Below are 12,701 nucleotides of genomic sequence, written 5' to 3'. Positions count from 1 at the left end.
TAAATCCGTAAGTTTTAAATATATCAAAAAATCTTGTGAAACTCTTTGTGATTCGTGTTGTCTAACCGATCCTTTGATGTAACAGAACATTTCAAAGGTCAGCTATCTTGTTCAAAAAACACTGAATTTCCACATTTATACGCTGATTTTGCGCGTCAACGCCATTACATTCATCCAGATTAATCCTAATCTGTTAGCTTATTAATCCATCAATAGTGGCTCATTCTACGGATTTCGCGGCATTTTTTTTCAACAAAGTCTCAACCGCTGCCTGATTATTTCAATTACACTGCGACCTTTACTCCCTTTGACATAAATTGACAGGAGAAAGGATGCCTGGGATGTCTCGCAAGGCGCCAGTCTGGTTGCCCATCGTTGTAATACTCATCGCTATGCTGTCCATTCAGAGTGGTGCATCACTGGCAAAATCCCTTTTCCCACTGGTGGGCGCCCCTGGCGTCACGGCGCTGCGTATTGCGCTGGGTACCTTAATTCTGGTGGTGATCTTCAAACCCTGGCGGCTGAGATTTAAAAGAGAGCAACGCCTGCCGCTACTCTTTTACGGGCTGTCGCTCGGCGGAATGAACTATCTGTTCTATTTGTCGATCCAGACCGTACCGCTGGGCATCGCGGTCGCGCTGGAGTTCACCGGCCCGCTGGCCGTGGCGCTCTTCTCTTCCCGTCGCCCCGTCGATTTTGTCTGGGTAGTGCTGGCCGTGCTGGGCCTGTGGTTCCTGCTGCCGCTGGGGCAGAACATCTCTCATGTGGATTTAACCGGTGCCGCGCTGGCGCTCGGTGCGGGAACCTGCTGGGCGGTCTATATCCTCACCGGGCAGCGTGCGGGTGAAGAGCATGGCCCTGCCACCGTCGCACTCGGCTCGCTCATCGCTGCGATCATCTTTGTGCCGATTGGGATGGCGCAAGCAACGGAATCCATCTGGCAGTGGTCCATTCTGCCGATAGGTCTGGCGGTCGCCGTTCTCTCCACCGCGTTGCCCTACTCGCTCGAAATGATTGCCCTGACGCGCCTGCCAACCCGCATTTTCGGCACGCTGATGAGCATGGAACCGGCGCTCGCCGCCCTGTCGGGGATGGTTTTCCTGGGAGAAAGCCTGACCTTCACTCAGACGCTGGCGCTGTGCTCGATTATTGCCGCGTCAATGGGATCGACGCTCACCATGCGGCCTGAAACCAAAATCAAGAAAATCGACGTCAATTAATGCTCCCTGTTCTGCATGGTTTTATAGCCATGCAGAATAGAGGCCAACTTACCCCTGATTTTATTTTCTTACATATTTTGTCATCACGGTGAAATATCCCCTGTCGCCCATGAAAAGAGGGCGTAATTAAGACTCATCCGCATAAAATAAATCATAATCATTTTATATCAATGAGTTACACAAATATCTTCCCTTTCACTATTAAACCGATAGGCACAGCCATCCCGGCAGAATATAAAAGCGGTGCTATACTTATTTCCGGTAATTACCTGGAACATAAAACATCAAGAGGATATGAGATTATGAGTACCGCTAAACTGGTTAAAACGAAAGCGTCTAATCTGCTTTATACCCGTAACGATGTCTCGGATAGCGATAAGAAAGCAACGATTGAGCTGCTGAATCGCCAGGTGATCCAGTTCATTGACCTGTCGTTGATCACTAAACAGGCCCACTGGAATATGCGCGGCGCCAACTTTATCGCTGTTCATGAAATGCTGGATGGATTCCGGACTGCCTTAGTGACCCACCTGGACACCATGGCTGAACGTGCCGTGCAGCTGGGCGGTGTTGCCCTGGGTACCACTCAGGTGATTAACAGCAAAACGCCACTGAAAAGCTACCCGCTGGATATCCACACCGTTCAGGATCACCTGAAAGAGCTGGCTGACCGTTACGCTATCGTCGCGAACGATGTACGTAAAGCGATTGGCGAAACCAAAGACGAAGACACCGCAGATATCTTAACCGCGGCTTCTCGCGACCTGGATCAATTCCTGTGGTTTATCGAATCTAACATCGAATAATCCATACGAATTATCTATAAAACCCTCGCCGCCCGGCGGGGGTTTTGCACGTTTATGGTGCACACTTTTGCTCTCCCCTTCTGCAAAAGTAAATTAGTTGTAATAATCACCTCACAAAATCGTTAACGAAAGATTGTTTTATCGCCGTTATCTGCGCTTAATAGCCACCCGTCGGCTAAGCAAACCCGACTGCACCAAAACAGCGCTCCATTTTGGTGCAACAAAAGCGGTTTGCACCGGTTGCTGTGCAACACATGACATCATCCTCTTTGCAAAACAATGAGTTGCAATGTTGGCACGATTTTTTCATGTAGCCGTTTGTTCTCGCAGGGGATCGCCCCGTGGATATAAAAGGAAATGCTATGAAGTCTGTATTAAAAGTTTCACTGGCTGCACTTACCCTGGCTTTTGCCGTGTCCTCTCATGCTGCAGATAAAAAACTCATCGTCGCAACCGACACCGCCTTCGTCCCCTTTGAATTCAAACAGGGCGATCAGTATGTTGGTTTTGACGTCGATCTGTGGGCAGCTATCGCGAAGGAACTTAAACTTGATTACACCCTGAAGCCAATGGACTTCAGCGGTATCGTCCCTGCACTGCAAACCAAAAACGTTGACGTTGCGCTGGCGGGTATCACCATCACTGACGCACGTAAAAAAGCGATCGACTTCTCTGACGGCTACTACAAAAGCGGCCTGCTGGTGATGGTTAAGGCTGATAACAACGACGTGAAAAGCGTAAAAGATCTCGACGGCAAAGTGGTTGCAGTGAAAAGCGGCACCGGCTCTGTTGATTACGCGAAAGCCAACATCAAATCCAAAGACCTGCGTCAGTTCCCGAACATCGATAACGCTTACATGGAACTGGGCACCAACCGCGCTGACGCGGTACTGCACGACACACCAAACATCCTGTACTTCATCAAAACTGCGGGCAACGGCAAATTCAAAGCGGTTGGCGAGTCTTTAGAAGCACAGCAGTACGGTATCGCCTTCCCGAAAGGCAGCGACGATCTGCGTACCAAAGTGAACGGCGCGCTGAAAACCCTGCGTGAAAACGGCACCTACAACGAAATCTACAAAAAATGGTTCGGCACTGAGCCAAAATAATTATTCTTAAAAGAAGAAGTACGCTCGGGGGCGACCTTTCGCCCCTGCATTTTAGAACCACGGTAACAGGAAATTATCATGCAGTTTGACTGGAGCGCCATCTGGCCTGCCATTCCTCTCTTGCTTGAAGGCGCCAAAATGACCCTGTGGATTTCGGTCCTCGGTCTGGTTGGCGGGTTGTTTATCGGCCTCGTGGCTGGTTTCGCTCGCACCTACGGCGGCTGGATTGCAAACCACATCGCACTGGTTTTCATCGAAGTGATCCGCGGAACGCCTATCGTCGTCCAGGTCATGTTTATCTACTTCGCCCTGCCAATGGCTTTCACCGATCTGCGCATTGATCCGTTCAGCGCCGCCGTGGTGACCATTATGATCAACTCCGGCGCCTACATCGCGGAAATCACGCGTGGCGCGGTACTGTCGATTCATAAAGGCTTTAGCGAAGCGGGTCTGGCGCTGGGGCTGTCTCGTCGCGAAACCATCCGCCACGTGATCCTGCCGCTGGCGCTGCGCCGTATGCTGCCGCCGCTCGGTAACCAGTGGATCATCAGTATTAAAGACACCTCGCTGTTTATCGTAATTGGCGTGGCCGAGTTGACCCGTCAGGGCCAGGAGATCATTGCCGGTAACTTCCGCGCACTGGAAATCTGGAGTGCCGTGGCCGTTGTTTACCTGATTATTACGCTGCTGCTGAGCTTTGTTCTGCGTCGCCTTGAAAGAAGGATGAAAATCCTGTGATTGAATTTAAAAACGTCTCCAAGCATTTTGGGCCAACCCAGGTGCTGCATAACATCGATCTGGACATCAAACAGGGCGAAGTTGTCGTCATTATCGGGCCGTCAGGTTCCGGCAAATCGACGCTGCTGCGCTGCATCAATAAGCTTGAAGAGATCACCAGCGGCGATCTGATCGTTGATGGCCTGAAGGTCAACGACCCGAAAGTGGACGAGCGTCTGATTCGCCAGGAAGCGGGTATGGTGTTCCAGCAGTTCTACCTGTTCCCGCACCTGACGGCGCTGGAAAACGTGATGTTTGGTCCACAGCGCGTGCGCGGTGCCAACAAAGCGGCGGCTGAAAAGCTGGCAAAAGAGCTGCTGGCGAAAGTCGGCCTTGCCGAGCGTGCCCACCACTATCCGTCCGAGCTTTCCGGCGGCCAGCAGCAGCGTGTGGCTATCGCCCGTGCGCTGGCAGTGAAACCGAAAATGATGCTGTTCGATGAGCCTACCTCCGCGCTCGACCCGGAACTGCGTCACGAAGTACTGAAGGTTATGCAGGATCTGGCGGAAGAAGGGATGACGATGGTCATCGTGACCCATGAAATCGGCTTTGCCGAGAAAGTGGCATCCCGGCTGATTTTCATTGATAAAGGGCGTATTGCGGAAGACGGTAATCCGCAAGAGCTGATTGCTAACCCGCCTAGCCAGCGCCTGCAGGAATTCTTGCAGCACGTGTCGTAATCATCGCCGTTGCTTCACACCAGCCGGGCCGCTCTGTCGCCCGGCTTTTTTATGCCGGATTGTTCCCAAAAACTTCTCTCCCCCACCTGCCATCTATACTTATCATTTTGCTGAACATTTTCTTCATCGGAGGAAGCCGTGCCGTGGATCCTGCTGCTTTTGCTTTGCCTGTTCGGTGCATCCGCTCAGGCTGTCACCCTCCCGGGCGTTACCTCCGGCGCGTCTGCCTCTCAGTCGAGCACGCCTGCTGCGGAGCCGGACGTTGAGCAAAAGAAAGCTGCCTATGGCGCGCTGGCCGACGTGCTGGAGAATGACACCTCGCGCAAAGAACTGATCGACCAGCTGCGCACCGTCGCGAAAACGCCGCCGCAGGAGCCGGTCCCCAGCATTACGCCACCTGAAGTGGCAAGCGAAAAAACCGTGCTGGAGAATGTGACTGACGTCAGTCGGCACTACGGCGAAGCCCTCTCCGCCCGCTTCGCACAGCTCTACCGCAACCTGATTGGCTCCCCGCACAAACCCTTCAACCCACAAACATTCAGCAACGCCGCCAGCCACTTCCTGATGCTGGCCGGGGCGATCTTCGCTTTTTACTGGCTGGCGCGGCTGTGCGCGTGGCCGCTGTACCGCAAAATGGGAGAGTGGGGACGCAGAAAAAACCGTGAGAAAAGCAGCTGGCTTCACTTGCCGCTCATGATTGCAGGCGCGTTCGTCATTGATTTACTGATTCTGGCCCTGACGCTGTTTGTGGGCCAGGTGCTGAGCGATAACCTTAATGCCGGAAGCCAAACCATCGCCTTCCAGCAAAGCCTGTTCCTCAATGCCTTCGCCCTGATCGAGTTCTTTAAGGCCCTGTTACGCCTGATATTTAGCCCGCGCGTGCCGGATTTACGCCCATTCACCGTTAATGACGAAAGCGCCAAATACTGGGCGCTACGCCTGAGCATCCTAAGCGGTCTGATAGGCTACGGCCTGCTGGTCGCGGTGCCCATTATCTCGAATCAGGTCAACGTGCAAATTGGCGCCCTGGCAAACGTGCTGATTATGCTCGGGATTACCGTCTGGGCGCTGTACCTGATTTTTCATAATAAAAAGGCGATTACCAACGGGCTTTTGCACCTGGCGGACCGCTCGCTCTCATTCTTCAGCCTGTTTATCCGCGCCTTCGCCCTGGTGTGGCACTGGCTGGCGAGCGCCTATTTCATCGTGCTGTGCTTCTTCTCCCTGTTCGATCCGGGTAACAGCCTGAAATTTATGATGGGTGCCACCTTCCACAGTCTGGCGATTATCGGCATCGCGGCCTTTGTCTCCGGCCTGCTTTCACGCTGGATTTCAAAAACCATCACCCTGTCCCCGCAGGTACAGCGAAATTATCCCGAACTGCAAAAACGGGTGAATGGCTGGATCTCCGCCTCACTGAAAGTGGCGCGGATCCTGACCGTCTGCATCGCCGTGATGCTTCTGCTTAGCGCCTGGAGTCTGTTTGATTTCTGGAACTGGATGCACAACGGCGCGGGCGAAAAAACCGTGGATATTTTAATTCGCATCGCACTGATTCTGTTCTTCTCGGCTATCGGCTGGACGCTGCTCGCCAGCCTGATTGAAAATCGGCTGGTGTCCGATATTCACGGCCGCCCACTGCCCAGCGCTCGCGCACGCACGCTGTTGACCCTGTTTCGCAATGCGCTGGCGGTGATCATCAGTACCATCACCATCATGATTGTGCTCTCTGAAATCGGCGTGAATATCGCTCCGCTGCTGGCAGGTGCCGGTGCGCTGGGTCTGGCGATCTCCTTCGGGTCACAAACCCTGGTGAAAGATATTATTACCGGGATCTTTATTCAGTTTGAGAACGGGATGAATACGGGCGATCTGGTCACGATTGGGCCGTTAACCGGCACCGTCGAGCGGATGTCGATTCGTTCGGTCGGCGTGCGCCAGGACACCGGCGCGTACCACATCATTCCGTGGTCATCGATCACCACCTTCGCCAACTTTGTGCGCGGTATCGGTTCGGTGGTGGCCAATTACGACGTGGATCGGCATGAGGATGCGGATAAAGCGAAGCAGGCGCTGAAATCGGCGGTTGAAGAGCTTATGGAGATGGACGATATTCGCGGGCTGGTGATCGGTGAGCCGTCGTTTGCCGGGATTGTCGGGCTGACGAATACCGCCTTTACCCTGCGCGTTTCGTTCACCACCCAGCCGCTCAAGCAGTGGACGGTGCGGTTTGCACTCGACAGCATGGTGAAGAAACACTTCGATATCGCCGACGTGCGACCGCCGGTGCAAACCTACCAGGTGCTCCCCGCGCCGGTGTCACCACCGCCGCTGCAGGAGCCAACCCTGTAGGCCCGGTCAGCCAAGCACCACCGGCAGCAGGCATCAGAATGGTCGGCGGCGTTTCGCGTCATCCATAAAGGACCAGGCGATAAAGCGGCTCTGCTTCTGTCCCTGGGCCATCTCTTTTTTCACCACTTTCACCGCGCCGACGTCAGTCAGTGCACGGTAGAGCGGCGGCAGGTTATCGCCGCGAGAGACCAGCGTCGTGAACCATTTTACCTGACGGCCAAACTGCTTACTTTCGGCGATCATTTTCTCGATAAAGGCCACTTCGCCCCCTTCGCACCACAGCTCGTGCTGCTGGCCGCCGAAGTTAAGCGCACCCTCTTCCGCCTGGCCGAGATTGCGGCGCTTGCGCTCGCTACCGGCGCGGGCGGTGGCTGCCGAATCGTGGAACGGCGGATTACACATTGTGGCATCGTAGTTTTCATTCTTATGAATGATGCCGTTGAAAATCATGGAGGCATCTTTCTGGCGACGCAAACGGATGGCGCGGGTTAATCCCTCGTTACCATTGATGATCGCCTGGGCGCTGGCAAAGGCTTCCGGCCCCGTTTCGCTGCCCGTAAAACGCCAGCCGTACTCATGCGCGCCAATCAGCGGATAAATCAGGTTCGCGCCGGTTCCGATATCTAACACCGTCGCCTGTTTCGGGATCTCACCGCCATTGCCTTCCGCCAGCAAATCGGCGAGATGGTGGATATAATCCGCGCGTCCCGGCACCGGTGGACAGAGAAAACCTTCCGGAATGTCCCACTGCGCAACGCCATAAAAATGGGCCAAAAGTGCCTTATTCAGCGCCTTTACCGCCAGCGGGTCGGCAAAATTAACTGAGGGTTCACCCGCTGGGGTCTGCACGATAAATTCCTGCAGTTGAGGGCAGCTTTGACACAGGGCATTCATGTCGTAGCGGCTACGATGGCGGTTACGCGGGTGTAATCCCGGCTTTTGGGCAGTCATGGCATTCTCCTTTTCACAGCGGCGTAAGATACCCTCTGATGACCCAACGGTAAATAACTCTCTTTCTGACACAACAAATCGCCAAAAATCAGCAACCTGTATGTCTATGATCTGTCAATAATTTGTCAATTTATATCGTTCAAAAAATAAGCAGATCACCATCAAATTTTTGCGCTAAATCACACTCCGTATCCTTCTAAACTTAATCTGAATCACCCATTGTCATTCAGACTTAGAGGATGTGATTATGAAAAAATACCTGACACTCATCGTTGTTGCCGGAGCCCTTGCAACCGCCTCGCTTCCCGCCTGGTCCGTTCAGCCGCTCACGACCGATAGCGATACCAGCCAGCTACGTCCTGCAGGGACAGTCTCCGCAACTGGCGCCGCGAATCTAGACGATCTTCAGCATAAGCTGGCTGAGAAAGCCCGCCAGGAAGGGGCTAAAGGGTTCGTTGTGGAATCCGCCAGCGGCGACAATCGTATGTTTGGCACAGCAACCATCTACAAATAGTCTCCCCTCCATCGAACTGCATCTGTTTAAAAAGATGCAGTTCTCTTTTCGCTTGTCTTGACTGTACGTTTTTTAACCCCATATTCATTCTATGAAGGTTTATCTTCCATCAGGAGAGAGCTATGGCTTCCGGTTGGGCAAATGACGATGCCGTGAACGAACAGATCAACAGTACAATTGAAGATGCTGTCGCACGCGTTCGCGGTGAGATACCGCAGGGTGAAAGTCTGTATGAGTGTGAGGAGTGCGGGGAGATCATTCCCGAGGCGCGGCGTAAAGCCATGCCCGGCGTAAGGCTGTGTATCACATGCCAGCAGAGTAAAGATTCAAAAAACACTTCACATTCAGGATATAATCGCAGAGGATCGAAAGACAGCCAGCTACGTTGACTCTTCTTTACCTTAAACGAAGCCGTAAGCGGTTACCTTTACGCTCACGGTTTTTTAAAGACCGCGTGGCAAAACGTGCCCTCTTTACTCCCTCTGTAAAGCGCAACGACAAGAACTGTAAAACGCTGCTCTGAATTTATTAATAATCAATAAGTTATTTGTCATTCAATTTTTTTGAGCAATGCTGTCAATTCTCTTCGATTTTATCTTTCGCAAAAAAACGTGATACTTATCACATCGACGGAACATCGTCCCCTTAACAGAATAACCTGCGAGAGATTAACTATGAAAACCATCAAATATGCTGTTGCCGCTGTTGCCCTGTCTGCTCTGTCATTTGGCGCGTTCGCTGCGGAATCTGTGACTTCTGCTCAGGCGCAGAACATGAATAAAATCGGTGTGGTGAGTGCTGAAGGCGCGACCACGCTGGATGGTCTGGAAGCAAAACTGGCTGAGAAAGCGTCTGCTGCGGGTGCAAGTGGTTACACCATCACTTCTGCTAACACCAACAACAAACTTAGCGGTACTGCGGTTATCTACAAATAACCCAACGAATTATGCTCCACGCTCGCTATACCCTCTGGCGAGTTGCTCCAACCCTCATTGACCCTGTTGTTGTTACCCTTTGTTTGCCCGTCCTCACCGGACGGGCTTTTTTTTGTCTAGAAAAACGCTGCCACGCGTTTAAGCCCAGACTCAACGGAATCCGTCTCCCCCGTCGCCAGCAAACAGCACGCCATCTGTAGCTTCAGAGAGTGCGGAACCGGTTCACTCCCGGCCAGACAGCGCTCGGTCCAGCGGGCCGTGGTTTCAGCATCTTTTGCCGTCGGCAGAACGACGTCGCCTTCCGGCTCCTCACCGCGCTCCAGCACGACACGCGTGCCCTGCTTGTCGATAAGCGTTATCTGCGGGCAGCGCTGCGGATTGGCATACGCCTCGCCTTCGGTGCCGTGCATCAACAGCCCTTTACCGCCAATATCGGCGAAGAAGCCCGCCACGCGAGTGACATACTCCGGATGCGAGACGCTGGACAGACGCAGCGCAGCATCTTCCTCAAACGGCGTCGCCAGTTTCGCAAGCGTATGAGCACTGTTACGCACGCCCATGCGCCAGCGCATATCCAGCTGTTTTTCGAGAGGGGGGCACAGCGCGCTCACCGGAATATAGACCGGATGATGGCTTTCTAGTTTGGCCTGCGCCTGTCCCGCATGAAGCGTCGGTGCAATGCCCATTAATTCAAAAATGGTTTCAGTCAGCACGCGCGTGGGATCGGCGCTGACGCCGTGCACAACGACCGGGAAACCGAGCCTGTTCAGCAGCAACGCCAGCAGCGGCGTCAGGTTCGCCTGTTTGCGCGCACCGTTATAGGTGGGAATGACAATCGGCATCGGTTTGGCGACAGGCGGCGTCAGGCGGAAGGTTTGCGCCTGCATCGCCTCATAAAACCCGCGCATCTCCGCTTCTCCTTCGCCTTTAATGCGCAGCGCAATCAGTATGCCGCCCATCTCCAGCTCCGGCACATCGCCGTTAAGCATATGGGTGTAGAGCGCGCGAGCGGTTTCCTGGTCCAGATCGCGGGCATGATTCTTCCCGCGCCCTACCTCTTTGATAATTTTGCGATAATCCACGACATTTCTCCTGGCAACATCATTGACACACTATAGCCCTGAAAAAGCCATCAACGATAGTGTTGCTTATTTTCTGCCGGGACTTCGTCGTCTCGCACCCGGCGCTTTTTTCCGCGCCGCCACCACGGTCGTTGGCCGCTTTGTCACTTCCGGTACGTCGGGTTGCTCGATAGGAAATACCGGTAAGGCGTTAAGCAGGCGCTGGCCGTAGTTTTTGGTCAGCAATCGTCGGTCATAAATGACGATTTCGCCCCAGCAGCCGTGGCTACGAATCAGTCGCCCCACCTGCTGAATCAGGTTGAATGACGCTGCAGGCAGGCTTTGCACCTCGAACGGATAGCGGTTGAGGCTTTTCAGCCACTCGCCTTCTGTGATCACCACCGGGCTGTCGATGGGCGGGAATGCGATTTTATGGATATGCACCTGCGTGAGGTAGTCGCCCTTCAAATCCAGCCCTTCCGCAAAGGACTGCAGACCGATCAGCACGCTGCGCTCGCCGTTATCAATGCGTTTACGGTGGGTTTCCACCAGCCGGTAGCGCGGCTGATCGCCCTGCACCAGCAGCAATAAGCGCAGGTCAGTGACATAGGTTAAAAACAGCTGCATCGCACGATTACTGGCAAACAGCACCAGCATGCCGGGGTATTTCCTGCTCTCGACCTGCTCGCGGAAATAGGCGGCCATCTCGGCAATATGCTGCTCTTCGTGCTCCATCAGCGGCTCATGCTGCATTTTCGGGATCACCAGTTTGCCCTGCTCGCAGTGGTTAAACGGGGAATCCAGCGAGACAAAGCGGTCGCCCGCTTTCTCTTTAAGACCGCTCATCTCCTGCAACCGCGAAAAGCTGTTCAGGGAGCGTAGCGTCGCAGACGTAACCACCACGTGCGGCACGCTGCGCCAGATCAGCTTTTCCAGCTGATCGCTGACGCGGATCCCCACGCAGTGGAAGAAGAGGTGAATTTGCCCGTCTTTCGCTTCCCGCGTCGCCCATTTGGTCACCGGCGCGCCGGAGGCCTGCGCCATCGACGCCAGCCGCCACAGCTTGCTTTGGCTCTCAAACATGCTCAATGCGCGATTCATCTGCAATAAAACGCGATGCACGCGCACTACGTCATGCGTCCCGGTTTTTTCACTGAGATCGTTGAGGAACATCTCCGCCAGCCCGCGCAGCTTTTCCAGGTGCTTCGCCAGTTGCTTGCAGATCTCCATGATCTCATCCGGCAGCTCCCCCATCGCAAAACGATGTTCCGCTTCCTGGGTGGCCGGAAGATACAGATCGAGGATCGTGTTGAGTGAGGCGATAAGGGCGTAGATCTCTTCGCAATGTGCGCTCAGTCGCTCAGGCACCGCCAGCGGCGGCGTGGTTTTGGGGCGGAACTGCTCCATGCAGGTGGCAATCAGCTTACAGAACAGATCGAGCTGCAGGCGAAACCATGGCGCGGTGATTTCTGCACTCATCTCCAAAGCATCGCGCGCCACGTCCGGCAGATGGTGTCCTTCGTCGAGAACCAGCAGCAGGTTTTTCGGATCGGGAAGAACCGATTCGCTCTCCAGCGCCGCCATCACCAGCGCATGGTTAGCCACCACCACTTCCGCCTCCTGGATTTCGCGACGTGCAACGAAGAACGGGCATTCACGGTAGTAATGGCAGTTGCGATTCAGGCAACTGGCTTTATCAGTGCTCAGGCGACGCCACAGATCGTCGCTGATGCCTTTATCCGTGTGATCGCGCAGGCCATCCCATTTATAGCCGTCGAGATCGACCTTCAGCGTTGCGCACAGCTCCTGCTCGGCTTTGTTATTCGGAGTGAGATCATCATCCAGAAACGCCAGCAAATCCTGCTGAGTCGCTTCGGTACTGGCAAGCCCCGCCAGATTGCGTGGACACACGTAGCGCCCGCGTCCAAACGCGGCGGTGAACCGCAGCTCAGGGATAATTTTGCGCAGCAGCGGTAAATCTTTGCTGTAGATCTGATCCTGCAATGCCACGTTGGCGGTGCTGACCACCAGCGTTTTTTGCTCTTCGCGGGCGATGGCAATGCCCGGAATTAAATAGGAAAGGGTTTTCCCGACGCCGGTGGGTGCTTCGATCGCCAGATGCCGCCCGTCGTCCCCGGCGAGCGTCTTCGCCACATCGGCAATCATCTGTCGCTGCGGGGCTCGGGGAATAAAGTCGGGGATCTGCTGTTGCAGCGCCTTATACCAGGCGGCAATTTGCGCTTTGAGCGCAGCGGTTAAAGCCATCGGGGAACCTGAAATACTGTATAAACAGCCA

12 protein-coding genes are annotated in these 12,701 nt (G+C 54.2%); 9 read left to right on the top strand and 3 right to left on the bottom strand.

The features are described 5' to 3' along the window. Nucleotides 1-332 precede the first annotated feature (332 nt). The 6 genes from rhtA (at nt 333) to ybiO (ending at nt 6,944) form a co-directional block, all read left to right on the top strand. Entirely contained in the window at nt 333-1,220 is an 888-nt protein-coding gene (gene rhtA / locus ACB496_RS06775) for a threonine/homoserine exporter RhtA (protein ID WP_371974715.1), read from the top strand. 302 nt (nt 1,221-1,522) lie between these two features. Next, on the top strand, nt 1,523-2,026 hold the full coding sequence (gene dps / locus ACB496_RS06770; protein ID WP_100777105.1) for a DNA starvation/stationary phase protection protein Dps: 504 nt from the start codon (nt 1,523-1,525) through the stop codon (nt 2,024-2,026). 362 nt (nt 2,027-2,388) lie between these two features. Continuing rightward, entirely contained in the window at nt 2,389-3,135 is a 747-nt protein-coding gene (gene glnH, locus ACB496_RS06765; RefSeq protein WP_100777106.1) for a glutamine ABC transporter substrate-binding protein GlnH, read from the top strand. 78 nt (nt 3,136-3,213) lie between these two features. Next, nucleotides 3,214-3,873, top strand: coding sequence for a glutamine ABC transporter permease GlnP (glnP, locus tag ACB496_RS06760; RefSeq protein ID WP_095281341.1), 660 nt, complete (start codon nt 3,214-3,216; stop codon nt 3,871-3,873). After that, entirely contained in the window at nt 3,870-4,592 is a 723-nt protein-coding gene (gene glnQ, locus ACB496_RS06755) for a glutamine ABC transporter ATP-binding protein GlnQ (protein ID WP_100777107.1), read from the top strand. The genes glnP and glnQ overlap by 4 nt, the downstream gene beginning before the upstream one ends. A gap of 138 nt (nt 4,593-4,730) precedes the next feature. Further along, the gene (ybiO, locus tag ACB496_RS06750) at nt 4,731-6,944 is read left to right on the top strand and encodes a mechanosensitive channel protein (RefSeq protein ID WP_371974714.1); all 2,214 of its coding nucleotides are present in this window, start codon (nt 4,731-4,733) and stop codon (nt 6,942-6,944) included. A gap of 33 nt (nt 6,945-6,977) precedes the next feature. On the opposite strand, the gene rlmF is transcribed toward ybiO, so the two are convergent. After that, nucleotides 6,978-7,895: a 23S rRNA (adenine(1618)-N(6))-methyltransferase RlmF gene (rlmF, locus tag ACB496_RS06745; RefSeq protein ID WP_194514151.1), complete on the bottom strand. Its 918-nt coding sequence runs from the start codon at nt 7,893-7,895 to the stop codon at nt 6,978-6,980. A 247-nt stretch (nt 7,896-8,142) separates the two neighbouring features. On the opposite strand from rlmF, the gene mcbA reads away from it, so the two are divergent. The 3 genes from mcbA to ybiJ all read left to right on the top strand — a co-directional run bounded on the left by mcbA (nt 8,143) and on the right by ybiJ (nt 9,344). Then, nucleotides 8,143-8,409: a DUF1471 family periplasmic protein McbA gene (gene mcbA / locus ACB496_RS06740; protein WP_100777110.1), complete on the top strand. Its 267-nt coding sequence runs from the start codon at nt 8,143-8,145 to the stop codon at nt 8,407-8,409. Nucleotides 8,410-8,531: 122 nt separating this feature from the next. Then, entirely contained in the window at nt 8,532-8,798 is a 267-nt protein-coding gene (locus tag ACB496_RS06735) for a DksA/TraR family C4-type zinc finger protein (protein WP_231276502.1), read from the top strand. 285 nt (nt 8,799-9,083) lie between these two features. Continuing rightward, nucleotides 9,084-9,344 carry a DUF1471 family protein YbiJ gene (gene ybiJ / locus ACB496_RS06730; RefSeq protein WP_100777112.1) on the top strand — a complete coding sequence of 87 codons (261 nt, stop codon included), beginning with the start codon at nt 9,084-9,086 and terminating at the stop codon, nt 9,342-9,344. A 116-nt stretch (nt 9,345-9,460) separates the two neighbouring features. Here ybiJ and ybiB read toward each other — a convergent pair whose 3' ends face one another. Together ybiB and dinG are read right to left on the bottom strand one after the other, a co-directional pair. Continuing rightward, the gene (gene ybiB / locus ACB496_RS06725) at nt 9,461-10,426 is read right to left on the bottom strand and encodes a DNA-binding protein YbiB (RefSeq protein WP_371974713.1); all 966 of its coding nucleotides are present in this window, start codon (nt 10,424-10,426) and stop codon (nt 9,461-9,463) included. A 66-nt stretch (nt 10,427-10,492) separates the two neighbouring features. Beyond that, nucleotides 10,493-12,670, bottom strand: a complete 2,178-nt coding sequence (dinG, locus tag ACB496_RS06720; RefSeq protein ID WP_371974712.1) for an ATP-dependent DNA helicase DinG — start codon at nt 12,668-12,670, stop codon at nt 10,493-10,495. Nucleotides 12,671-12,701: the final 31 nt, after the last annotated feature.

This window comes from Lelliottia nimipressuralis, from assembly GCF_041464075.1.
Classification (GTDB): Bacteria; Pseudomonadota; Gammaproteobacteria; order Enterobacterales; family Enterobacteriaceae; genus Enterobacter; species Enterobacter nimipressuralis.
This window is presented reverse-complemented; position numbering and strand designations above follow the sequence as displayed.